Annotated in this window: 23 protein-coding genes; 15 read left to right on the forward strand and 8 right to left on the reverse strand. The window is 66.6% G+C overall.

Annotated features, from left to right (window positions below):
• Window positions 1–91 precede the first annotated feature (91 nt).
• Window positions 92–799: a GntR family transcriptional regulator gene (locus tag ACIA58_RS41250; RefSeq protein ID WP_396409343.1), complete on the reverse strand. Its 708-nt coding sequence runs from the start codon at window positions 797–799 to the stop codon at window positions 92–94.
• Window positions 800–917: 118 nt separating this feature from the next.
• Between ACIA58_RS41250 and ACIA58_RS41255 the strand changes: the two genes are divergently transcribed.
• Genes ACIA58_RS41255 through ACIA58_RS41285 form a run of 7 tightly spaced genes read left to right on the forward strand, consistent with a single transcriptional unit; the run spans window position 918 to window position 8,036 of the window.
• On the forward strand, window positions 918–2,258 hold the full coding sequence (locus tag ACIA58_RS41255) for an ABC transporter substrate-binding protein (protein WP_396409344.1): 1,341 nt from the start codon (window positions 918–920) through the stop codon (window positions 2,256–2,258).
• Entirely contained in the window at window positions 2,255–3,178 is a 924-nt protein-coding gene (locus tag ACIA58_RS41260) for a carbohydrate ABC transporter permease (RefSeq protein ID WP_396409345.1), read from the forward strand. The genes ACIA58_RS41255 and ACIA58_RS41260 overlap by 4 nt, the downstream gene beginning before the upstream one ends.
• Window positions 3,175–3,987 (forward strand): carbohydrate ABC transporter permease, encoded by an 813-nt coding sequence (locus ACIA58_RS41265; protein WP_396409346.1) that lies wholly within the window; start codon window positions 3,175–3,177, stop codon window positions 3,985–3,987. The genes ACIA58_RS41260 and ACIA58_RS41265 overlap by 4 nt, the downstream gene beginning before the upstream one ends.
• Before the next feature lies 1 nt (window position 3,988).
• A complete protein-coding gene (locus ACIA58_RS41270; protein WP_396409347.1) occupies window positions 3,989–4,744 on the forward strand; it encodes a 6-phosphogluconolactonase in 756 nt (251 codons plus the stop codon).
• A 6-nt stretch (window positions 4,745–4,750) separates the two neighbouring features.
• Complete coding sequence (locus ACIA58_RS41275; RefSeq protein WP_396409348.1) at window positions 4,751–6,052, forward strand: glycoside hydrolase; 1,302 nt, start codon at window positions 4,751–4,753, stop codon at window positions 6,050–6,052.
• Window positions 6,049–7,002: a hypothetical protein gene (locus ACIA58_RS41280; protein WP_396409349.1), complete on the forward strand. Its 954-nt coding sequence runs from the start codon at window positions 6,049–6,051 to the stop codon at window positions 7,000–7,002. The genes ACIA58_RS41275 and ACIA58_RS41280 overlap by 4 nt, the downstream gene beginning before the upstream one ends.
• Window positions 7,003–7,061: 59 nt before the next feature.
• On the forward strand, window positions 7,062–8,036 hold the full coding sequence (locus ACIA58_RS41285) for an aldo/keto reductase (protein WP_396409350.1): 975 nt from the start codon (window positions 7,062–7,064) through the stop codon (window positions 8,034–8,036).
• A gap of 53 nt (window positions 8,037–8,089) precedes the next feature.
• On the opposite strand, the gene ACIA58_RS41290 is transcribed toward ACIA58_RS41285, so the two are convergent.
• The gene (locus tag ACIA58_RS41290; RefSeq protein ID WP_396409351.1) at window positions 8,090–8,977 is read right to left on the reverse strand and encodes a LysR family transcriptional regulator; all 888 of its coding nucleotides are present in this window, start codon (window positions 8,975–8,977) and stop codon (window positions 8,090–8,092) included.
• A 100-nt stretch (window positions 8,978–9,077) separates the two neighbouring features.
• On the opposite strand from ACIA58_RS41290, the gene ACIA58_RS41295 reads away from it, so the two are divergent.
• The 3 genes from ACIA58_RS41295 to ACIA58_RS41305 all read left to right on the forward strand — a co-directional run bounded on the left by ACIA58_RS41295 (window position 9,078) and on the right by ACIA58_RS41305 (window position 11,147).
• Window positions 9,078–9,494 (forward strand): hypothetical protein, encoded by a 417-nt coding sequence (locus ACIA58_RS41295; RefSeq protein ID WP_396409352.1) that lies wholly within the window; start codon window positions 9,078–9,080, stop codon window positions 9,492–9,494.
• Between the two features lie 199 nt (window positions 9,495–9,693).
• Window positions 9,694–10,254 (forward strand): GNAT family N-acetyltransferase, encoded by a 561-nt coding sequence (locus ACIA58_RS41300; RefSeq protein WP_396409353.1) that lies wholly within the window; start codon window positions 9,694–9,696, stop codon window positions 10,252–10,254.
• Window positions 10,255–10,328: 74 nt separating this feature from the next.
• Complete coding sequence (locus ACIA58_RS41305; protein ID WP_396409354.1) at window positions 10,329–11,147, forward strand: L,D-transpeptidase family protein; 819 nt, start codon at window positions 10,329–10,331, stop codon at window positions 11,145–11,147.
• A gap of 158 nt (window positions 11,148–11,305) precedes the next feature.
• On the opposite strand, the gene ACIA58_RS41310 is transcribed toward ACIA58_RS41305, so the two are convergent.
• Together ACIA58_RS41310 and ACIA58_RS41315 are read right to left on the reverse strand one after the other, a co-directional pair.
• Complete coding sequence (locus ACIA58_RS41310; protein ID WP_396409355.1) at window positions 11,306–12,049, reverse strand: SDR family oxidoreductase; 744 nt, start codon at window positions 12,047–12,049, stop codon at window positions 11,306–11,308.
• Window positions 12,050–12,138: 89 nt separating this feature from the next.
• Complete coding sequence (locus ACIA58_RS41315) at window positions 12,139–13,149, reverse strand: NAD(P)-dependent alcohol dehydrogenase (protein ID WP_396409356.1); 1,011 nt, start codon at window positions 13,147–13,149, stop codon at window positions 12,139–12,141.
• Window positions 13,150–13,329: 180 nt separating this feature from the next.
• Between ACIA58_RS41315 and ACIA58_RS41320 the strand changes: the two genes are divergently transcribed.
• The 3 genes from ACIA58_RS41320 to ACIA58_RS41330 all read left to right on the forward strand — a co-directional run bounded on the left by ACIA58_RS41320 (window position 13,330) and on the right by ACIA58_RS41330 (window position 16,423).
• On the forward strand, window positions 13,330–14,445 hold the full coding sequence (locus ACIA58_RS41320; protein WP_396409357.1) for a hypothetical protein: 1,116 nt from the start codon (window positions 13,330–13,332) through the stop codon (window positions 14,443–14,445).
• A 144-nt stretch (window positions 14,446–14,589) separates the two neighbouring features.
• A complete protein-coding gene (locus ACIA58_RS41325) occupies window positions 14,590–15,474 on the forward strand; it encodes an SDR family NAD(P)-dependent oxidoreductase (protein ID WP_396409358.1) in 885 nt (294 codons plus the stop codon).
• 22 nt (window positions 15,475–15,496) lie between these two features.
• Entirely contained in the window at window positions 15,497–16,423 is a 927-nt protein-coding gene (locus ACIA58_RS41330; protein ID WP_396409359.1) for an RNA polymerase sigma-70 factor, read from the forward strand.
• Between the two features lie 7 nt (window positions 16,424–16,430).
• Here the strand turns inward: ACIA58_RS41330 and ACIA58_RS41335 are convergent, their stop codons facing one another.
• The 3 genes from ACIA58_RS41335 to ACIA58_RS41345 form a co-directional block, all read right to left on the reverse strand.
• Window positions 16,431–17,363, reverse strand: a complete 933-nt coding sequence (locus ACIA58_RS41335) for an NAD-dependent epimerase/dehydratase family protein (protein WP_396409360.1) — start codon at window positions 17,361–17,363, stop codon at window positions 16,431–16,433.
• 228 nt (window positions 17,364–17,591) lie between these two features.
• Window positions 17,592–18,443: a hypothetical protein gene (locus tag ACIA58_RS41340; RefSeq protein ID WP_396409361.1), complete on the reverse strand. Its 852-nt coding sequence runs from the start codon at window positions 18,441–18,443 to the stop codon at window positions 17,592–17,594.
• A complete protein-coding gene (locus ACIA58_RS41345) occupies window positions 18,440–18,958 on the reverse strand; it encodes a SigE family RNA polymerase sigma factor (RefSeq protein ID WP_396409362.1) in 519 nt (172 codons plus the stop codon). The genes ACIA58_RS41340 and ACIA58_RS41345 overlap by 4 nt, the downstream gene beginning before the upstream one ends.
• A 136-nt stretch (window positions 18,959–19,094) precedes the next feature.
• Here ACIA58_RS41345 and ACIA58_RS41350 point away from each other — a divergent pair, with 136 nt between their 5' ends.
• On the forward strand, window positions 19,095–19,466 hold the full coding sequence (locus tag ACIA58_RS41350; protein WP_396409363.1) for a MerR family transcriptional regulator: 372 nt from the start codon (window positions 19,095–19,097) through the stop codon (window positions 19,464–19,466).
• Here the strand turns inward: ACIA58_RS41350 and ACIA58_RS41355 are convergent.
• Complete coding sequence (locus tag ACIA58_RS41355) at window positions 19,463–20,437, reverse strand: aldo/keto reductase (RefSeq protein WP_396409364.1); 975 nt, start codon at window positions 20,435–20,437, stop codon at window positions 19,463–19,465. The genes ACIA58_RS41350 and ACIA58_RS41355 overlap by 4 nt on opposite strands.
• A gap of 158 nt (window positions 20,438–20,595) precedes the next feature.
• On the opposite strand from ACIA58_RS41355, the gene ACIA58_RS41360 reads away from it, so the two are divergent.
• The gene (locus tag ACIA58_RS41360; RefSeq protein ID WP_396409365.1) at window positions 20,596–21,582 is read left to right on the forward strand and encodes a hypothetical protein; all 987 of its coding nucleotides are present in this window, start codon (window positions 20,596–20,598) and stop codon (window positions 21,580–21,582) included.
• Window positions 21,583–21,678: the final 96 nt, after the last annotated feature.

Here is a 21,678-nt window from a genome sequence, read left to right on the forward strand (position 1 = left end):
TGGTGAAGACGGCTATCTCCACCGCACTCCGGAGGTCTTCCCTACGTCAACCCACCAACCCCAACGTCACCAACGTCCTGGCCGAGTACATCTAGCGGGTTAGGTCGGCGGTGAATTGGTAGGCGTCGCCTCTGTAGTGGTTGGTGCCGGAGAGGAGGGGGGTGGTGTCTTGGGTGTAGGCGATTTCGGTGGCTACCAGGATGGCGGCGTGGGGTGGGAGGTTGAGGAGGGTGGCGAGGGTTTCGGTGGCGTTTTGGGCTTGGACTGTGTAGCGGGAGTAGGCGAATTCGATGCTGTGGGAGGAGAAGAGTTCGTAGAGGGATGCGTCGGTTAGGTCGGCTTCGCCTAGCCAGGGGGCGACCGCGAGTGGGATGACTAGGTCTTCGACTGTGACGGGGCGGCCGTCCATGCCTCGTAGGCGGCGGATGGCTGTTACGGGGGCGGTGGGGGCGAGGTGGAGGCGGTGGGCCTCGTCGAGGGTGGCGGGGCGTTCTCGGTGGTCGAGGATCTCGGAGGTGGGGCGGAAGCCCAACTCGTGGGCCATCTCGGTGAAGGACTGGAGCCGGCTCGGTGGCTCCCGCAGTACTAGGTCGCGCACGTACCAGCCGCGTTGGGGTGACGGGGCGATGAGGCCGTCGTCGGAGGCGGCCTGGAAGCCGGCGCGGACGGTCATCCGGCTGAGTCCGGTCTCGACGGCGAACTGCCGCTCGCTCGGCAGGCGGCTTCCGCTCGGGTACCTCCCGCGGACGATCCCCTCGCGGATCCGTTTCTTGACGCGCTCAACGGCGGGCTCTGTCACGGCGCAAACTATACCAGTTTCACGAGCCGAGCCAGGCACTAACCCAAACTGGTTCACACTGGCATAACTGGTTTGAGCGTCGTAGGGTGGCGGGAAGTCACTGGACGAAGGAGTCACGATGGTCAGCAGGCGGAACGTGTTGAAGTCGGGGGCCGCGCTCGGACTGTTCACGCTGGCCGGTTGCGCGCCGCAGGGCACCAAGGCCAGCAGCGCCCCGGCCACACCCGCCAACTCGATCGACGTCGCCAAAGCCGGCACGGTGACGCTGACCATGCTGGATTTCTGGGGCGGCGACGTCGCCAGCTGGGTGGCCAACGCTGTGAAGGGCTTCCAGGCGAAGTACCCGAATGTGACGATCAAGCGCACCTCGGTCGACTGGGGTCAGCTGACCCAGACGGCGAACCTGCGGTTGAAGGAGAAGAACCCGCCGGACATCATCACGGTCAACAACGGCTGGCAGTCCCTGGGCACCTTGTCGAAGGCGGGTCTGGTGCTCAACCTCGACGGGTATTCGAAGGCGTTCGGCTGGGACAAGTTCCCGAGCACGATCCTGCGCCAGACCCAGTTCACGCCGGACGGCAAGCAGATGGGCACGGGGTCGCTGTTCGCCACACCCGTCGCCAGCTCGTCGTTGATCGGCCTCTACTACAACAAGACGCTCCTGCAGAAGGCCGGAGCCGAGGTGCCCACCGACCTCGCCTCCTTCGAGGACGCGTGTACGAAGGCAAAGGCCGCCGGCCTCATCCCGATCGGTTACGGGTCCCAGGACAAGGGCTCGTCGACGGCGATTCTGCTTGCCCTGCAGGACCTTTTCGGCGACCAGAAGAAGATCAACGACTTCGTCTACTCGACCGGCACCGTGAAGGCCGCCGACATCGGGATGTCCGAGGCGGCCGAGCGGCTCAAGTCGTACCAGGACAAGAACTGGCTGACGCCCAACCATGCCGGCATCCAGTACGCCGACGCGATCGACGCGTTCCTCAAAGGCAAATCCGCCTTCCGCTTCGAATACACGGGAACGCTTGCTTTCAAGGGAAATCAGAAGCAGGAGTACGGCTACCTGCAACTCCCCCAGGCCACTGGCGGGAAGGTCGTCGGTACGGGCGCGTCGACCGCCGTCGCGCTGGGATCGAAATGCGCGCACCCGGATGTTGCCGCGGCCTTCCTCGATTTCCTCGCCGGCCCGCAAACCGCGCAGTACGTCGTCGAGAACGGCCTCCTCCCGCTGCTCAACGACGTCAAGGCGCCGACCGACAACCCGGAGTTCGGCACCGAGATCGCTGGTCAACGGTCGCTCGACAAGGACAACGGATACGTCCCGTACTTCGACTGGTCGACGCCGTCGATGCTGGACACGCTCGGCGGTCAGGTGCAATTGCTGCTGGCCGGCCGGAGCGCGCCGGACGAATTGGTGAAGGCGGTCCAGGCCGACTACGACAAGTTCCAGGCAGGCCGATGAGCGTCCTGGCGATCGGTCGTACGAAAGCGAGAACCCGAACCGTCTCGCGCCAGGCCCGTAAGCGGCGCTGGATCGGTCTGCTTTTCCTGTCCCCCGCCCTCCTGCTGTACGGCGTGATCGTGATCGTGCCGCTGCTCCAAACGGTGAACTACTCGTTCTACAAATGGGACGGCGTCAGCGAACCGACCTGGGTCGGACTGCGCAACTACCTCGAATTCGGCCGCGATCCACGGATGTACGCCGCTTTCGGCCACGTCCTCGTGCTGATCCTGATGTTCGGCCTGATCCCCCTCGGACTCGGACTGATCAGCGCCGCCCTGCTGAGCCGAGCGAAGATCCGCGGCGAGGGAATCTACCGCTGGTTCCTCTTTCTCCCGCAGGTGTTGACGAGCGTCGTCGTCGCCATCATCTGGAAACGCATCTACGCGCCCGACGGCCCACTGAACGGGCTGTTGCGCGGCGTCGGACTGGGCCACCTCACCCGCAACTGGCTCGGCGACTTCACCTGGGCGCTCCCGTCGCTCGGCATGATCGGCGTGTGGGGTGGATTCGGTTTCACGATGGTGCTGTTCTTGGCCGGCATTCTGGCAATTCCCGACGAGCTGTACGAGGCCGCGCGGTTGGACGGCTCGACACGCTGGCAGGAGTTCTGGCTGATCATGCTCCCCAGCCTGCGCGGGCAAATGGCAATCGCGCTCACCCTGACCATCACCGGCGCGCTCAGGACCTTCGACATGGTCTACATCACGACCCAGGGCGGCCCCGGAACTGCGACCACCACGCCGGCGCTTCTCCTTTACCAGTTGGCGTTCGTCAATCCTGATGTCGGCAGGGCGTCCGCGACTGGCGTCGTACTGGCCGTCCTGTGCCTCGGGATCGCGGTCGCCATCACCAGGATCATGGAGAACAAAGACCGATGATCTCCAGATTCGAACGCGTCTCGAACTACGTCATCGTGATCGCCCTGACGATCGGGGTGCTGTTCCCGGTCGGGTGGTTCGTCCTGACCTCGCTCAGCCCCAATACGTCGGGAGCACTGGACTTCTCGAACATTGCCTGGAGCAACTTCATGGCGGCCTGGCACGACGGCAACCTGGCCCACTCGATGTATGCGTCGCTGGTCATCACGGTGTCGGCGGTGATCGGACAGACCGTGCTCGCGATCCTTTCGGGCTATGCGTTCGGCGTCCTCGGTGTCGTCGGCGAGCGCTTCCTCTTCCCCGTCATCCTGCTGGGAATGATGGTCTCGACCGAAGTGATCGTCATCCCGTTGTACTACGAATTCCAGCGCATCGGGCTGACCAACTCCTGGCTGGGGCTGGTGATCATCCAGCTCGGCATGGGCGTTCCGTTCGGGACGTACTGGATGCGGGCAACATTCAGGTCGCTCCCCCGCTCGGTGATGGATTCCGCGGCCGTCGACGGCGCGGGCGTGTGGAGCACGTTGTGGCGCATTCTCGTCCCGATGGCGCGTCCCGCCGTACTCACATTGGTCCTGCTGTCCTTCATGTGGACGTGGAACGACTTCTTCCTCTCGCTCATCTTCCTGGGCGATCCGGACAAGCAGACCGCGACCGTTGCCCTGGGCGCCTTCCAGGGCCGGCATGTGCTGCAGGTCAATCTGATGGCGGCCGGTTCGCTGATCGTTTCGTTGCCGGTCGTGGCTCTGTACCTGTTCTTCCAGCGCGAATTCATCAGCGGCGTCATGGCCGGCGCGGTCAAGGAGTGACGTGACGACGCCTATCACTGTGATGCCCGACGCCTCCCGACTCGGCGAGGCTGTAGCCCAACGGATTCTGGATCAACTGACAACCGGCAGCGCCATCATCGGCTTCCCCGCCGGCCGCAGTGCCACTCCGGTTGCAGCTGCCTTGAGCAAATCCGGAGCGCGACTGGACGGCCTCCAGATCGTCATGATGGACGAGTACGTCACCAGGCAAGGCAGCCGCTGGGACTTGCTCGACCCACACACACCACACAGCTGCATCGGCTGGGCCGAGCGAAACCTGCTGCGGCCCCTCGACCTTGGTCAGACCAGTCTCCTCACCCCGGACCCGAACGAACCTGCAGCGTTCAAGCAGGAGATCCGGGACCGCGGCGGCATCGATCTCTTCCTGCTGGCGAGTGGACAAGGCGACGGCCACGTCGCCCTCAACGGCCCCGGTACGCCGCGGGACGCGCCAACGCGAGTCGTCGAGCTACCTGAGTCGACCCGCCAGGACAACGTGTCGACGTTCCCGAATCTGCGCTCCCCCGCCGACGTCCCGGCGTACGGCGTCACCATCGGTACCGCGGAGCTCGCGGAGCTGTCGCACTCCGCGGTGATGCTGCTGTGGGGAGCGAACAAGGCCAACGCCTTCGACCGGATCACCCAGGCCGACCGCTACGACCCGTTGTGGCCGGCAACTATCGTGCACGAGTGCCGCAACGCCGGAATCTACGCGGACGAAGCAGCCGCACAAAAGTCAGAGCGAGAAGGAGTCTGATAAGACATGGCTCGAATCAAGATGGCCTACATCGGCGGCGGATCCTCCCGGGCGGCCGGCACCATGGCGTCGTTCTTGTGGCACGGGCCTGAGTTCGCCGGCTCGGAAGTGGTGCTGATCGACAAGGATCCGGAGCGACTCGAGGTCGTCCGCCGGATCGCCGAGAAGCTCGCCGCACAAGGCGGTGACGGCATCACGGTCACGGCGACAACAGACCAGCGCACTGGTCTGACCGACGTGGACGCCGTACTGACCAGCTTCCGCCCCGGCAACTTCGACGCTCGGGCACTCGACGAGCGCATCCCGATCAAGCACGGCGTGATCGGCCAGGAGACGCAAGGGCCTGGCGGGTTCTTCATGGCGCTGCGCTCGATCAACGACATGCGCGGCATCACCGAGGACCTGCAGGCAGTCGCCCCGAACGCGGTGATCTTCAACTACACCAACCCGGTCAACATCGTCTCGCAGGCAGTCGCCGACTACACCCCGATCCCGATCTACTCGATGTGCGAGGGGCCGCTCGTGTTCCCGCCCGTCGTACTGCGCGCCGCCGGACTCGACCCCGCGCGCGCCAAGGTCACGATGGCCGGCGTGAACCACAACTGCTGGAGCTACGAGCATCTGTACGACGGCGAGGACGTCATGCCCTTGCTCGAAGCAGCGTGGGAAGAGCGCAAGGACGACCCGACGCTCGACGACAACTCGAAGCGTGCGTTGCACCTCGCTGTGGTGATGCAGTCCATCCCGTCGGACTACTTCAACTACTACTACTTCCGCAACGAGGTGTTCCGGGCACAGCAGGCCGCGCCGCGGACTCGTTCGGAAGTGATCATGAACGAGGTGCCTGGGTACTGGGAGCACTACCGCGAGCAGGCCGAGTCCAGCCACCCTGAGCTCGATCCGGCCCGGTCGCGCGGCGGAATCCACGAGCTGGAGCTGGCCATCGACGTCATGAGCGCGTATTACAACGACACCGGCGCGCGCCTGCCCGTCAACCTGCCGAACGCCGACGGCGCACTGCCCGGCTTCGATGCCAAGACGGTCGTCGAGGTGTACTGCAGCGTGAACCGGAAGGGGTGCCACATCGAGCCGCAGCAGCCGCTGCCGCTGGCGGTCCGGGGCATCACGCGGCAGCTCGCCGACTACCAGATGCTCGCGGCGAAGGCTGCCTGGGAGGGCAACCGTGCGGATGCCATCCGGGCGCTCGTCGCGAATCCGCTGGTGCCCGATCTGGCGATCGCCGAGCCGCTGTACGACGAGATGGCCGCCGCGCACTCGGCGTACCTGCCGGAGAGACTTCTCCGGTGAGAGACGTCTTCCTCGCCGTCGACGCCGGCAACACCAAGACGTGGGCGGGGTTGACGACGGCCGATGGTGACCTCATCGCCCTTGCTCGCGGCGGCGTCGGCGACATCTACGCGCCGGCGGGGCCGGAGGCGGCCAGATCGGTCGTCCTCGGCCTCGTCGGCGAGGTGCTGGCGGCTGCGGACCTCGCGGCGTCCGACGTGAAGCACGCGGCCTTCCGGTTGGCGGGAGTGGACTGGCCGGTCGACGAGGAGTTCTGGAGCGCGACGCTGAGCCCGCGCTTCAACAGTCTCAGCATCAAGAACGACGGGTTCGCGCTGATCCGGTGCGGGCGGTTGGACGGCCAGGGCATCTCCGTCGTCCTGGGTACTGGCGCAGCGCTCGCAGGCCGCGGCCCAGAGAAGGAGTGGGCGCTGTCGTGGTGGCTGCAGCATCCGCTCGGCGCCGCCGGCCTGGTCGGCGAGGCGTTGCGGGCGGTGTACCTCGCTGAGCTCGGGATGGGTGAGTCGACGAAGCTTTCCGCCGTACTGCCGCCGTTGTTCGGGGCGTCCACGCCGGAGGAGATGCTCGAGCTCACCACTGCGCGTGGCAACGCTTTCGATTTCGCGGCACAAGCAGCACATGCGCCGGCGGTCCTGGCGCTCATCGACGACGACCGGGTTGTGGCCGGGTTGGTCGATACGCAGGCGGAACGGCTGGCGCAGTACATCGGCAGTCTCGCGCGGACCTGTGGACTGGTCAGACCAGTGACCGTAGTAGTCGGAGGCGGCTTAGTACCGGAACCGGATGCGCCGATGTTCGCCGCGCTGCGCCGTACCTGCGATCCGCGGGATGTCGAGCTGCGGCATGCCCAGGCGCCGGCACTCGTGGGAGCGCTGCTCGATGCGATCGCCGAGGGTGGCGCGACGCCGACCGAAACGGTTCGAACCAGGCTGACTCAGAAGCTCAGGTGATGGCACTGTCCTGATTCTTTTGTTGGAAGAGTTGAGCCCGGCGAGCAAGGGTGGTGGGTATGGACTTCACTCATCTTGGGCGTACTGGGTTGTCGGTTAGTCGGATCGTGCTGGGGACGATGAACTTCGGTCCTCACACCGAGGTGGGGGACGCGCACGCGATCATGGACGCGGCGCATGACAAGGGCATCAACTTCTTCGACACCGCGAACGGGTACGGGCGGGCTATTTACCCGGGGCGGACCGAGGAGATCATCGGCGAGTGGTTCGCCAAGGACCCGGCGAACCGGCACAAGACCGTGCTGGCGACCAAGGTGTACGGCGACATGGGCGACGGCTGGCCGAACGAGGGCAAGCTCTCGGCGCTCAACATCCGCCGCGCGCTGGACGCGTCGCTGAAGCGGCTGCAGACGGACTACATCGACCTGTACCAGTTCCACCACGTCGACCGCGCGACCCCGTGGGACGAGATCTGGCAGGCGATCGAGGTCGCGATCCAGCAGGGCAAGATCCTGTACGCCGGGTCGAGCAACTTCGCCGGCTGGCACATCGCACAGGCCCAGGAGGCCGCCGCGCGCCGCAACTACATCGGCCTGGTCAGCGAGCAGTCGATCTACAACCTCCTCGTCCGCGACGTGGAGCGCGAGGTCCTGCCGGCCGCGCAGCACTACGGCCTCGGCGTGATCCCGTGGTCGCCGCTGCAGGGCGGTCTGCTCGGCGGCGTCGTACGCAAGGAGAACGAGGGCGTACGCCGGCTCGAAGGCCGCGCCAAGGAGACGCTGGAGCGTCTGCGCCCGCAGATCGAGCAGTACGAGTCCTTCGCGGACGAGCTCGGCCACGAGCCGGGTGAGCTCGCCCTCGCGTGGCTCCTCCACCAGCCCGCCGTCACCGGCCCGATCGTCGGCCCGCGCACGATGGAGCAGCTCGAGTCCGCCGTACGCGCAGTGGACGTCAAGCTCGACGAGAAGGCCCTGGCCCGCCTCGACGAAATCTTCCCCGGCTACAAGACCTCCCCGGAGGACTACGCCTGGTAGGGACCCCTCGGACAGCCGGTCGCCCATCAGCGGCCGGCTGTTCTATGCGTGTTCTATGCGTGGACCGCGGTGGTGGGGAGCATGCCGATGAGGGCGTCCGCGGCGAGGGAGGCGGCGGGGCCGGTGGGGACGGCTACGGAGACCTGCCAGTCGGCGGCGGCGCCGGAGGACAGGGAGACGGTGACGTGGTCGCCGCGTTTGGCGGCGATGCGTTCGGGGACGAGGGCTACGCCGAGGTCGTGGGCGACGAGCGCCAGGAGCGTGTGTACGTCGTTGACCTCGATCGTCACGGGGTGAGCGACGCCGGCGTTGGTGAACGCCCGGTCCGAGATGGCGCGGGCGCCCCAGGTCGGGTCGAAGTCGACGAACGACTCGCCGGCCAGGTCGTCCAGCGTGACGCCGGACGACTTCGCGAGGCGGTGGTCCGGGGCGCAGACCAGCACCATCGACTCGCGGGACAGCGGCCGGAGGTCGAGGCCGTCGACCGGGTCCCCGGCGGTGGCGACGAACGCGACGTCGAGCCGGCCGGAGGCGAGCTCGTCGAGCATCGGCGTGGAGCCGGCCTGGCGGACCTCGATCTCGACGGACGGGTACGCCGAACGGAACTTCGCGAGCAACGCCGGCACGTCGACGACCCCGAGGCACTGCTCCAGCCCGACCGTCAGGTGCCCCCGCAGCAGCCCCTGGACCGCGGCGACCGCGTCCTTCGCTGCCTCAGCGGCGGCCAGGGTACGGCGTCCCTCGCACAGCAGCGCCCGGCCCGCCTCGGTGAGCTCCACGCTCCGGGTGTTCCGAACGAACAGCGACGCCCGGAGCTCGCGTTCGAGCGCGCGGATCGAGGCGGACAGCCCCGACTGCGAGATCGACATCGCCTCGGCAGCCCGCGTGAAGTGCTTCTGCTCGGCCACCGCCACGAAGTGTTCCAAGTGCCTCAGCTCCATGACTAAGAACTGTAGTCGATCGAAAGAAATCGATTCACCTGTCCCGCATCTCAGGCGTCCGCGCTCGGAGCCTCCCCGGACGATCGGTAGGGTGTGGTGCATGGCGGATGAGGAGTTTCGGGTCGAGGTTGTGCTCAGCGACGAGGGGCACGGGTTGACGTTCTGGGACCGGCTGCGGGCGCTGGACCTGGATGACGACGCGCGGAAGCGGCTCGGGCGTCAGGTGACGGTGACCCGGGACGGGAACCGGATGCTGATGTACACCCACACGCTGGAGGACGCCCAGGAGGCCGAGCGGACCGCCAAGGACCTGGTCGCCGACGACCGTCTCGACGCGACGTACACGGTCACGCGGTGGAATCCGGCCGAGCAGGACTGGACCGACCCGAGCGTGCCGGTCGGCCCGCACGACGCGGCCGGCGACGAGGCGAAGAACGCGAACATGGAGGTCCCGGACCCGCGGTACGTCGTGGTCCAGGCGTACAAGCCGGAGTTCCTGCGCGATCTCGGCCTGTAGATCCGACTCGGCCAGCGCTGCCGAGCTCGCGGCTGTCGCGCAGTAGGTCCTTCACGATCCGGTGCGCGATTGCCCACGGCAACGAGTTGCGCGTTGATCACCTGGAGCTGACCGCGGCGCCGACGTGGGGCCGTACGGTCGTCGACGCCGATCTCCAACGGACCGAGGATGAGGAACTCCGTCCACATACTCTGGCGGTATGGATGTCGTGCTGAGGCCCGTGGAAGAAGACGACGTGGCGTTGTTCCGGCGGTTCGCCGTTGAGCCGGGGCTGATCGGGCTGGACTGGTGCGGGTTCCGGGACGCGCAGGCTCCGGTCCGGCGGTACGCCGAGGACGGGTTCCTCGGCGACGAGGACGGGCGGCTGATGGTCCGGACCGGCGCGGAGACGGCGGGGCTCGTCAGTTGGCGGTCGGGGTCGTTCGACGGCAGGACGAAGTACTGGGAGATCGGGATCGCGTTGCTGCCGGAGTACCGCGGGCGTGGGATCGGATGGCGGGCGCAGGCGATGCTGACGGCGTACCTGTTCGAGCACACGCCGGTGCAGCGGATCCAGGCCGCGACCCATCCGGAGAACCTGGTCGAGCAGAAATCGTTGGAAAAGGCGGGTTTCCGGCTCGAAGGGGTGATCCGGGCTTGTGAGTTCCGCGCGGGCCGGCACCGCGACGGCTATCTGTACAGCAGGTTGCGGGACGATCCGGGGCCGGAGCTCGGCAACGGTTCGGTGACGGCGAGTGGATTGAACCCTCTGGCGCATTAGTCTCGGCGGGTCGCTGCACGCTTACCCGGCGTGGTTCTGCGACATTGAAAAGTGCTGAGGGAGAGGGGTCGCCCGTGTCGCGTCGACGTGGTCTGGTTGCTGGTGCCGTCGTACTGTCCGCGCTCTCGTTCGTGCTTGCGGGCTGCTCGGACGTAGCCGCCAGCGAGACGACTCCCGCGCCGTCGGCAACGACTACTTCCTCGAGCACGACGCCGACGCCCACTGCGGCACCCACTGCGACACCGACGGCCACGCCCACGGTCAAGCCGACCGTGAAGCCGACCGTGAAACCGACTGTTAAGCCGAGGCTGAAGCAGAAGCCGGCGTACTACGCGTTGCGGGTCGAGCGGCAGCTGGACAAGCTCGGGTACCCGGTCGGCGACATCGACGGCGACATCACCGCGCGCGCCAAGCAGGCGCTGTGCGCGTGGCGCGAGACGCACGGCATGCCGGTCAGCCGCGGCGGCCTGACGCTGAACGACGCGTACTCGGTGCTCAACGCAACCAAGCGCCCGGCGCCGACCCGCTCCCCCGGCATCTACGTCAACAAGACCTGCCAGATCCTGTACCAGATCGTCGGGAGCACCTACAAACGGATCGTCTGGATCTCGACCGGCCAGCCCGGGTACGACACCCCGAACCGCACCGGAAAGGTCTGGCGCAAGTGGGCCGGCGCCCACGAGAGCAGCCTGTACGAGGACGCGTACATGTACGACTCCTTGTACTTCCTCAAGGACCGGCCCGGCATCGCCCTGCACGGCTCCCGGGTCAACTCCCTCGTCAAGCCGTACCCCGACAGCCACCGCTGCGTCCGCGTCATGCGCCCCGAGATCCACCAGATCTACGCCGACACCCCCATCGGCACCAAGGTCCAGATCTACGGCGAGTACTGAGGCGCGTCCCCGATTCGGACCCGTTGGTGTCGTAACAGAGTGTGACTTCGAACGATAAAGGGATTATCCGGGCACGGACGACGCGGCAGCTGGGGGGCGTGAGGGGGGAGCCGCGTCGTCCGTGCTGCGGCCGCCTGGCGCTTCGGATTGCGTGGCGGTCACCAGGCAACGGGGCCCAAGCGGTCGGTGAAGGTCCCGGTCGGTCCGTCGGCGGGGGCCATCGCGAGCTTGACGATGGAGTCGGTGCCCTCGGTGGCCGTCAGTTGGCCGGTGTGATTGTTCATGTCGGTCGCGGCGAACGTGTGGTTCGCGACCTCTCCGGGCGTGACAGCGTTGAACCGGATGTTCGGTAGCGCCTGGGCATACCGGACGGTGATCATGTTCAGCGCCGCCTTGGACGAGCTGTAGGCGAGCTCGTGCATCTTCGAGACCGGCTGTGCCGGATCGGTTACGACAGCGAAAGAGCCGCCGGCGCTGGAAACCATCACGACCCGCGGATGATCTGCCGCCTGCAGCAGCGGGAGAAACGCCTGTGTGACCCTGATCGGCCCGTACACGTTGGTGTCGTACACGGGATGAATCTCGTCGATCGTCGCGTCAGCCGGCGCAATGGCGTGACCTGGCGCGCCGGCATTGTTGATCAACACATCGAGCCGGGTGGTGTGCTCCCGAACGAGTCGCACAGCTTCGGCGACCGACTCGTCCGAGGTCACGTCCAGCGGCACCATCACCACGTTCGCACCACCTGCGATCAGCTTTTCCGCGGCGGCTCGTCCTCGACCTTCATCGCGCGAGCCGAGGAAGATCGACCACCCTTGTTCCGCAAGCCGCCGGGCCGCCTCGAAGCCGAGCCCTTTGTTGCCTCCGGTGATCAATGCCGATTGTTGCTCCGAGTTCGTCATACCCATAAGAGACCCAGAACCGCCCGCCTGTGACAGGTGTGAACGAGGTCACGCCGGATCCGCCCTCTGGACCGGCTGCGGCACGCGGCCTATCCCACGGTGATGACGACCTTTCCGAACGGCTTGGCTGATTCGTAGTAGCGGTACGCGTCGACCGCGTCGTCGAAGCCGAAGACTCGGTCGACGACAGGCCGCAGCCTGTGCTCGCCGATGACGCGGTTCATGTCCTCGAACTGGGAGCGACTGCCGACCGACACGCCGCGAACGGTGGCGACGGCGCCGAACAGGAGTCCGGGATCGATCGGCGGGCGGTTCCCGGAAACGAACCCGACCAATGCGACGTGCCCATTCATTGCTACTGACTGCAGTGAGCGAGAGACGTCACCGGCGACGTCCACGACGCGGTCGACGCCACGGCCCCCGGTCAGCTCCCGAACCGCGAGATGCCAGTCCGGCGTCGTCGCGTAGTTGATCACCTCGTCGGCTCCGAGTTCCCTGAGGCGCTGTTCCTTGTCCGGACTGCCCGTCGTTGCGATGACCCGTGCACCCAGAAGCTTGGCGAATTGAATCGAGAACAGGGAGACACCGGTCGAGCCGAGGGTGAGCACGGTCTGTCCCGGCCCGACACCGTGCCCATCGCCAGTCAGTGCGTTCCAGGCCGTGACCCCGACACAGGGCAGGGTGGCGGCCTCGGCGTACGAGAGGTGCTCAGGAATCCGCACGAGCGCACCCTCGGGCAGGAGTGCGAACTCGGTGAGCATCCCGTCGAGCGACCCGCCGAGCTGCGGTAAGGCGGCCAGTCCGAAGGGGCCGTCTCGCCAGTTCGGGAACACGCTGGCCGCGACGCGATCGCCCACCTGCCAGCCCTGCACCTGCGAACCCACCGCGGCGACAACCCCGGCTCCATCGGAGACCGGAACCACATCAGGTTTGACGGGTAGGACGTAACTCCCCCGCAGGATGAGCAACTCGCGGAAGCTCAGCGAAGCCGCCTGCACCGCCACCACAACCTCCCCCGGGCCAGGCATCGGAGGTTCGTGCCGGCGGAGTGTGAGGCCCTCGATACCGGCGCCGGAGTTGGCCCGGTAACTACGAATCATTGGTGGGAGCACAGGTTCGCCTCTCGCGCGAGCGGAACACAACGCTGGTCAGCCTGTCGCCATGGAGTAGTCGAGACAATTCCCTTGAAGGTATCGCCGCGACTGTCTCCCTCGATCGAGGGAGGGGGTTCACTCCGCAGCAGGATGACCGGCTGCTGCGCGGCGGCGAAGGTGGAGTCCATGACCATCTCGACCATGAACGCAGCCCCGAACGCCTCGGCGCCGGACGAGAGCGCACGGCGTACCACCCGGGCGGCATACGCGGCTCTGGGATGGGTGGTCCTGTTCTTCGCCTTCCACATCTACTGGTACTGCGGCGGCTCCTTCGCAAGTCCCGGCAAGCTGCCCCCGTTGGGCCCAGCGCCGAATCGCCTGGAGACCACCGCGGGCGTGCACCAGCTCGTTGCCTGGATCATCAACGGCGTTGTCGACGCCGCCTGGCCGCTGGGAGCGTTGGTCTGCCTGACAGTCGCTCGCGGATGGGCACGAGGGCGCCTGGCGTCGGCGACCAAGGCACTCGTCTGGGTCGGCTGTGTGGTGCTCCTCCTGCGCGGCGGCGCAGGGATCCTCGACGACGTGACCCGCGCGACCGGCTTCCTGTCGAACGGAATCACCGGGCTGTCGCTCAAGGACGAGACGGGCCATGCCCATCTCCGATGGTCCGACTGGGCGGTCGACTGGTACTTCTTGGCCGGCGGCATCATCTTCTGGCTCCTCGCTGTTCGGTACCGCCCGCAGCAAGGCCGCCGGCGACGTCGTCATGTCGATGCCTTGACGCTGCAGCCGGTGCCGCGATGGGCCACGCGGCTGGCACACAGCATTCCGCTGATGGTTCTGCCCTCCGGACTCTGGCGCTGGGCCGTCGCCTTCGGTTTCCCCATGGGCATGTTGACCAGCTCGGGACAGCTGGATGTCATGCGGGGTTGGCCCGCGGTCTACGTGGCCTTCATCAGCCTCCTGTCAGAGGCTGTCGCTCTGACCGCGTTCGGGCTGGTCCGCCCGTTGGGCGAGGAGGTCCCACGGTGGTTGCCGTTCTTCGGCGGCCGCGCGGTTCGCCCGAAGGCCGTGATCGTTGCCGCCACCGTTGGTTCTGTGGCGCTGATGCTGATCTGGACGGTGGGGTTCTGGGACGTCTGGACAAGTGGTCAGCCGGCTCCCATGGCGAGCCCGTTCTGGGCGGCCGTCTTCACCATCAGCTACGCGCCCTTGAACCTGTGGGGGCCGGCCCTACTCGTGCTGACCTGGGCCTACCATCGCCGCAGTCGCGTCGGCCGGTTGATTTGCTCGCCAACCTGAGTCCTGCCAAGTGATCTGTCGCACACCGTGTCACAGGAACTCCCCACGCGGCATCTTCTGTTCGACCGCGGTGAGAACGGAACGGACACCGTGGCCGTGGGCAACGTTTGCCACGGAACCTCACGGATTGGATGGAAGGTCAGCATGAGCAAGGTCTGGTTCGTCACCGGCTCGTCGCGTGGGTTGGGGCGTAGCTTCGTCGAGGCGGCTCTGGCACGTGGCGACAAAGTGGCCGCGACCGCACGCAACACCGAAAGCCTCGACGACCTGGTCGCCGCGTATGGCGACGCGGTCCTCCCGCTCGCGCTGGACGTGACCGACAAAGCTGCGGTCTTCGAGACCGTGAACAGGGCGAACGAGGTCTTCGGTCGTCTCGATGTCGTGGTGAACAACGCCGGCTACGCGTTGATCGGCGCGGTCGAGGAACTGTCCGAGCAGCAGCTGCGCGATCAACTGGAGACGAACCTGTTCGGCGCTGTCTGGGTGATCCAAGCGGCGCTGCCCCACCTGCGTGAGCAAGGCGCCGGGCACATCGTGCAGATGTCGTCCGCCGCGGGTGTGGTCGCGATGCCGCTCGGTGCCGGGTACCACATCTCCAAATGGGCGCTGGAGGCCCTGAACGACTCACTGGCCCAGGAGGTCAGCGACTTCGGCATCAAGGTGACGATCGTCGAGCCCGCCGGTTTCGCCACGAGGTCCGGCAAGAACCCCGATCCGCTCACCAACGGCCACCAGGCCGAGCCCAGCCCGGAGTACGACGGTCTCCGGGAGCGCATCGCCGCGATGATGGGCAAGCAGCCCGCCGGCGACCCGGCCGCCGCCGCTCAGGCGCTACTGAAGATCGTCGACTCCGACAAGCCACCCCTGCGGATCCTCTTCGGCCAGGGCTTCTACAAGGTGCTTCAGCAGACCTACGCCGACCGGCTCAAGACCTGGGCCGACTGGCAGGACCTGTCGATCGAGGCTCACGGCACGCTCAGCCACGATAATCGGTCAACTCCAGCCGGAGCTCCGGAGACCCGAGCCTGACGGAGCCGAAGGAAGGGCTGAAATGACTTGCGCCGATGAATTCGAGGAGCTGCGGCCGCTGCTCTTCTCCATCGCCTACCGGATCCTCGGGACAGTCAGCGAGGCGGAGGACGCGGTCCAGGAGTCCTGGCTGCGCTATGCGGGTTCGCCGACGCCGGTGAAGGTTCCCAAGGCGTTCTTGTCCGCCGTCGTTACCCGGATCTCGCTCGACGTGTTGAAGTCGGCTCGCGTTCGGCGGGAGGAGTACGGAGAGCCCTGGTTTCCTGAACCGATCCTCAGCGACCCCTATCAGGATCCGGGGCGCTCGGCGGAGTTGGCCGACTCGATGTCGATGGCGGCGCTGATCCTGCTCGAGCGCCTCAGCCCGCTCGAGCGAGCTGCCTTCGTACTGCGGGACGTGTTCGGGTTCAGCTATGCCGAGATCGCTTCAGCTGTAGCGCGTTCGCAGGCGGCGTGCCGGCAGCTGGTCCGGCGGGCGCGCGAACATGTGGCGGCGGGCCGGCCCCGGTTCGAGGCCGACAAGGATGCGCGCGACCAACTTGCCGATCGGTTCTTCCAGGCCTTCAAGTCGGGAGACGTCGATGCGCTCCAGGCGCTGCTCGCCGCCGACGTCGTGGTGCAGGCCGACGGCGGCGGGAAGGGCCCACAATGGGGCAGTGGCACGGTCGGGAACGCGAACGTCGCCCGCGCCTTCATCGCGACCGTCCTTCCTTTCCTCCAGATCGGCGGCGTTCTCGAGCAACACGAGGTGAACGGCCAGCCGGGCATACTCTTCCGCGATCCGTCCGGCCAGGTAGTCGGCGTCATGACCGTGGACATCCTCGACGGACAGATCCACACCATGCGGGCCGTGTCCAACCCTGACAAGCTCAAGCATCTGGGACCGATCGGCGACGCCTGGGAAGTCAGACGTGAAATGAACCAGGCCCGTCGGTCACCCAGAAGTTGAGCGAGCCTCAGGCCAGTACTTCCTTGAAACCTTGCTGCCAGGAGGGATAGCGCAGGACCCACCCCAGCTCGCGCTTGGCCTTCAGGTTGGAGAAGCCGCGACCCTCGGTCATCATCGACACCGCCACTTCGCCGGCGATCGGCCGGGCCAGCCAACTCGGGATCCGCATCGGCTTCTTCGCTCCGGCGCACGCGGCAAGGTAGGGCAGCCACTGGTTCGCTGGCGCAGGTTGGTCGTCGACGATGTTGAACGTGCCCTGAGCCCCTTGCTCCACAGCCAGGACGGTTGCGGCCGCGGCGTCGTCCAGATGCACCCACGAGCAATATCCGTCGCCCCCTCCGACCACCGGGAACTGCCGCTTCCGCACCGGCTCGACGAGGTCGTCGTTCGCACCCGGCCCATAGAACCAGCCGTAGCGCAGGACCGCGCCGCCGGCCTTGACGACCACGTCTTCGACGTGGCTGATCGCCTTCATCCCAGGCTCGGCGGGCGCGCCGGTCATCGGATCCACCGGGTCCTGCTCGGTCTTCACCCAGCCGCCCTCACGAATGCCGTTCCAGGCGCCGTAGCTCTGGGCAACAAAATTCGCCACGCCGGTCGCGTCCGCGGCCGCCAGCAAGTTGTCCGTTCCCTCGGTGCGCAGCCGGTTGGTGCCGGCGAACCATTGATCCATATGCTTCATGTCGGGCTTGCCCGCGTGCGCGACGGAGATCGCGGTCATCTGGTGCACGATCGTGTCCGCCCGGGCATTGGCCACCGCCGCGCCGACCGACACCGCGTCCAGCCCGTCCATCACCACTGCCTCGGCGCCCAACCGCTCCAGCAGACCCAGCTTGGACGGCCTCGTCGTCGTCGCCGTCACCTGATGGCCCCGGGCAACCAATTGCGGCACCAACCGCTGCCCCAGAGCACCGGTCCCACCAGCCACGAAAACCCGCATCTTTGTCACCTTCCCGATTCAAGCACCTGTCTTCGAACCTGGGACGAGACAGCCCTCCGTCCTGTGACAGTTAGTTGAACAGATCGCGCCGCTTCTCGCCGCAGTATCAGGTGACGAATCTCGGGCCGTGCGGATCATGTGCAGCTGAGCGGCGAGCGCAGAGGCTGGATCCTCCACCACCCGCCTGCCCAGCTGAGAGGTCTTTCCCCGCCTGCCGAACCCGGCTTGTCAGGGGCGTTGGGGTAGGAGGCCGAGGTCGATGTCGCGGTTCAGGATCTTCTTGCCGGCCTTGTCATAGCCCCTGACGTGGGAAATGCCGTGTCCTGGGGCCGCCTGGACCGCAACGCCCAGGGAATAGAACCCGTACTGTCCGACGAGAGCCAGCCGCGGCCCCTTCTCCCCTCGCACGTCTACCAGCACCTTCGCGAGAGTCTGCGGTCCTTGCCCCGACGCCGGCCAGATGGCGGCGTTGGCCCGGCTCGCGTCGTCGAGCGTCCGCCGCACATACACAGGCCCGTACAAGTTCCCGCCACGCGACTTGTCGAAGGTGTCGACCACACCACACGTGATCGCGAGATTGTGCCGCGGCGCGACCAGAACGGCGAGGAACAGGAAGTGATCCGTCGGCGCGGACCGATCCGGCCCCACCTTCAGCGCGACCATCCACCCAGACGTGTCGGCAGGCTTGCCAGAGACCATCCCTAGCTTCAGCGCACGGAGCTTCGCAGACAGCTCTGCCGGGCTCTCGGGTGCAACCCGCGGAGCGCAGCGCTTCAGGATCTCCGCATCGCTGAATCGACTGATCGGCGGCGCTGGAGCGACCGGCTTGCCGGTCTCGCTGTCGATCGCGACAGCCTGCCCCGGCACCCCGGCCGGCGCGACGCCCTGCCGGTCGGTCGACGGCCAACTCATGACTCCGGCAGCTACCGCCACGGCGGCGACTCCGGTCACGGCCGCACCGACGAGTCGATGGATCCGTACCGAGCGCCGGCCACGGCGAACGACGTCGTTCACAGACTGGCTGAGTGGCCGGTCCGCGTCGTCCGACAAGCGGTCCAGCAGTTTCTCGATGTCACTCACGACGTACACCTTTCGCGCTGTGAGAGCAGCTCACGCAGACGCGCGAGTCCTCGGGATGTCTGGCTCTTCACCGCACCGGTCCCTATGCCCAGGGCCTCCGCGGTCTGCTCGACGCTGAGATCGGAGTAGTGCCGCAGGACGATGCAGGCACGCTGCGCCGGTGGCAGCAGCGCGAGTACTTCGAAGACCATGTCCCGGTCGTCGATCGCGTCGATCTGGTCCGGCGCCAGCGGCACACTCTCGATCGCGGCACCCTCGCCGTCCAGGAACTCACGCTGACGCCAGACACGTCGCGACTGATCCAGGATCGTGTTCACCACCACGCGGTTGGCGTAGGCGGGCAGGTTGTCGTGCCGGTTGATCCAGTTCCACCGACGGTAAACCTTGACCAACGCATCCTGTGCCGCGTCCTCGGCACGGTGCCAGTCACCGCACATCAGGTACGCCGTTCGCCGCAACCGCCGTACCGCCATCGCCGCGAACTCGGTGAACTCGGCCTCGTCACGTCTTCGCATCCGCCCTCCCTTCGAGCTGTCGAGCTGTCACACAAGAAAGGGGCGACAACCCCCGCCAGGTTGCCACCGATCCCGATCGAATGCCGACCAGAATCGCGTTTGACCTGGAGCACACTCCAGGTTGGAGGATAGCGACATGACCTCCTACGCACCGGCCGAGGCGTCCGAGCGCACCGGCCTCAGCCTCGACACCCTGCGCTACTACGAGCGCCTCGGCCTGTTCGGTCCGGTCCGGCGTAACTCCGGTGGTCAGCGCGTCTATTCAGAACACGACGTGGCGTGGGTCGGACTCCTGGTCTGCCTGCGGCGCGCCGGGCTGGGGATGACCGACCTGCAACGGTTCATGGGCAGCTTGCGAAAACACTCGAACGGGACCGACGGCGTGATCGACCTGCTCGAGAGTCACCGCGACCGGCTGCGGGACGAGCTGGCAAAGATGAACCTTGCGCTCGGTGTCCTCGAGGACAAGCTCGACTACTACCGCCGCGCCGGCGACACGGTCCGTTAGCCGAAGTACGGATAGGGCGCCAGGTCCGGCTGACTCGCGATGTCGAGGCGCTCCATCTGCTCCGCTGTGAGCGACCAGCCCACCACGCCCAGCAGGTCGTCGAGGTAGGTCTGCGTCCGCGCGCCGACGATCGGTGCGGTCACACCGGGCCGCTGCAGCAGCCAACGGACCGCCACCTGCGGGATCGTGCGTCCGGCATCCTGTGCGACAGCCTCGAGTTCATCGATCACGTGCCAGGTGTGGTCGTTGCCGTACCGGTCCCACGAGTGAGTGCCGGGCAGGGTGACCTTGCTGCCGGTCGGCGGTGCTGTCATGCCACGGCGGAAGGCCCCCGAGAGCCATCCGGACCGGAGCGGGGACCAGGTGATGACGCCGACGCCCTCGTTCCGGCAGACCGGGAGGAGTTCCCATTCGGCCGCGCGGTCCAGCAGGGTGTACAGCGGCTGCAGGGAGGAGATGCGCTCCCAGCCATGCTGACTGCACAGGTCGATCGCCTTCTGTAGTTGCCATCCACGGAAGTTGCTGACACCGATGTAGCGGACCTTCCCGGCCCGCACCAGGGTGTCGAGGGTCGACAGCGACTCGGTCAGCGGTACGTCGTCGTCCCAGAGGTGCAGCTGGTAGAGGTCGATGTAGTCCGTGCCGAGGCGGCGCAGGCTCGCATCGACGGCGTCGAGGATGTGCTTGCGGGACAGACCGCGATCGTTCGGCTGCTCGCCCATCGGAGCCCAGACCTTGGTCGCGATGACATGGTCCTCCCGCCGTCGCGACCGCAGCCATCGTCCCAGCACCTCCTCGGACCGCCCCGCGCCGTATCCGTCGGCCGTGTCGATGAAGTTGCCTCCGGCATCGGTGAACCTGTCCAGGATCTGGTTGCTCTCCCGCTCGTCGGTCCGGTCGCCGAACGACATCGCGCCGAGACCGATCTCACTCACCTTGAGGCCGCTGCTTCCGAGGTTCTTGTAGTCCATTCCGTCGACGCTACGACCTGGAGCACGCTCCAGCGCAAGCGATCCAGGCTCGAGCCGGTTGCCCTTTCTGCTCGAAGCAGACGGTGGCGGAGGTCACCGCGCGCCGACCCCGCGGCCGAATAGCGTCGTGAGTTCCGGCTCTTCTGATTGGAGTTCGCATGAACCACACCCCTGGCTCGTCCCTGTCCCGCCGCAGCCTTCTTCGCGCTGGTGCCGGTGCCTCGATCGCCGCGCTCGGGGTCGGCGTCGGCGGCGCACAGACCGCGTCCGCGGTGGCGGCTTCCGAGCGGTTCGATCTCACGCAACCGTCGTACGACCTCTTCCGGTCCAAGAACACGCACGGTCCGCGAGTCCAGCAGAGCTTCGCCTTCGACTGGGTGAACAAGTTCTTGTTCGTGGCAACCAAGCGGAGCGGCAGCCCCGAGTCCGCCGGCAACCTCTGCATCAACAAGATGGACTTCCACGGCAACTACATCTCGTACATGCATCTGAACGGCTTCGGCCACGGCGTCGCCTTCGCTGCGTTGCCGAGTGGTTCCGGCACCGAACTGTGGGTCGAATGCGCTGCGAACGACAACGGGTACGGAACAGCGCTGGCTCCCGTCCAGTACGCCGCCGGCACCACCCTGGGGTCGCCGGCCGCCTCGGCCGCCTACCGGCCGATCGCCGGGGCCAGCGAGTACACCTGCTCGGTCGACCCGGTCTATCAGCGCATGATCGTGCGTTATCAAAGCAGCTCGGGCAAGCGCGTCGCCGTCTATCCGCTGTCCGCCTTCACGACGCGCCGTTTCGGCACGCCACTGGTCGACTTCAAGCAGCCGGCCATCTCAGGTACGCCGCAGGGCTACACCCTCTACGGCTCGTACATGTACTACCTCACGGGTGACCACTACCCCGGCGACGGCACCCCCACCGGTACCGGCAACACCCACCTCACCAGCATCGACATCAACACCGGCAAGGTGAAGCAGGGCCCCATCCTCACCAAGGCCGGCTCCACTCTCCACTGGCGTGAACCCGAGGGCCTGGCGATCTACCGAACCACCTCTGGCGATACCCACGAAACCCGCCTCTTCATCGGCTTCGCCACCGGCCTGGAGGGCGACCGCCGCTCGAGCATCTTCTACAAGAAGGCCCTGATCTAGCTGTACTGACCGGGCACGTTGGTTGAGAAAGTGTGACGACACGCGGTGAGTGTGGTTGATGGGTGAAGACCTCCCGGCGTGGAGTGGAGCTGTCTA

It is taken from the genome of Kribbella sp. NPDC051586, from assembly GCF_044453965.1.
Classification (GTDB): Bacteria; Actinomycetota; Actinomycetes; order Propionibacteriales; family Kribbellaceae; genus Kribbella.

Coding starts and splice junctions, on each gene's coding strand:
- ACIA58_RS41360 (WP_396409365.1), top strand. CDS start 20,596: ATGAACCACACCCCTGGCTCGTCCCTGTCCCGCCGCAGCCTTCTTCGC.
- ACIA58_RS41350 (WP_396409363.1), top strand. CDS start 19,095: ATGACCTCCTACGCACCGGCCGAGGCGTCCGAGCGCACCGGCCTCAGC.
- ACIA58_RS41300 (WP_396409353.1), top strand. CDS start 9,694: ATGGATGTCGTGCTGAGGCCCGTGGAAGAAGACGACGTGGCGTTGTTC.
- ACIA58_RS41335 (WP_396409360.1), bottom strand. CDS start 17,363: ATGCGGGTTTTCGTGGCTGGTGGGACCGGTGCTCTGGGGCAGCGGTTG.
- ACIA58_RS41275 (WP_396409348.1), top strand. CDS start 4,751: ATGGCTCGAATCAAGATGGCCTACATCGGCGGCGGATCCTCCCGGGCG.
- ACIA58_RS41355 (WP_396409364.1), bottom strand. CDS start 20,437: ATGGACTACAAGAACCTCGGAAGCAGCGGCCTCAAGGTGAGTGAGATC.
- ACIA58_RS41290 (WP_396409351.1), bottom strand. CDS start 8,977: ATGGAGCTGAGGCACTTGGAACACTTCGTGGCGGTGGCCGAGCAGAAG.
- ACIA58_RS41260 (WP_396409345.1), top strand. CDS start 2,255: ATGAGCGTCCTGGCGATCGGTCGTACGAAAGCGAGAACCCGAACCGTC.
- ACIA58_RS41330 (WP_396409359.1), top strand. CDS start 15,497: ATGACTTGCGCCGATGAATTCGAGGAGCTGCGGCCGCTGCTCTTCTCC.
- ACIA58_RS41310 (WP_396409355.1), bottom strand. CDS start 12,049: ATGACGAACTCGGAGCAACAATCGGCATTGATCACCGGAGGCAACAAA.
- ACIA58_RS41325 (WP_396409358.1), top strand. CDS start 14,590: ATGAGCAAGGTCTGGTTCGTCACCGGCTCGTCGCGTGGGTTGGGGCGT.
- ACIA58_RS41320 (WP_396409357.1), top strand. CDS start 13,330: ATGACCATCTCGACCATGAACGCAGCCCCGAACGCCTCGGCGCCGGAC.
- ACIA58_RS41285 (WP_396409350.1), top strand. CDS start 7,062: ATGGACTTCACTCATCTTGGGCGTACTGGGTTGTCGGTTAGTCGGATC.
- ACIA58_RS41255 (WP_396409344.1), top strand. CDS start 918: ATGGTCAGCAGGCGGAACGTGTTGAAGTCGGGGGCCGCGCTCGGACTG.
- ACIA58_RS41265 (WP_396409346.1), top strand. CDS start 3,175: ATGATCTCCAGATTCGAACGCGTCTCGAACTACGTCATCGTGATCGCC.
- ACIA58_RS41295 (WP_396409352.1), top strand. CDS start 9,078: ATGGCGGATGAGGAGTTTCGGGTCGAGGTTGTGCTCAGCGACGAGGGG.
- ACIA58_RS41345 (WP_396409362.1), bottom strand. CDS start 18,958: ATGCGAAGACGTGACGAGGCCGAGTTCACCGAGTTCGCGGCGATGGCG.
- ACIA58_RS41315 (WP_396409356.1), bottom strand. CDS start 13,149: ATGATTCGTAGTTACCGGGCCAACTCCGGCGCCGGTATCGAGGGCCTC.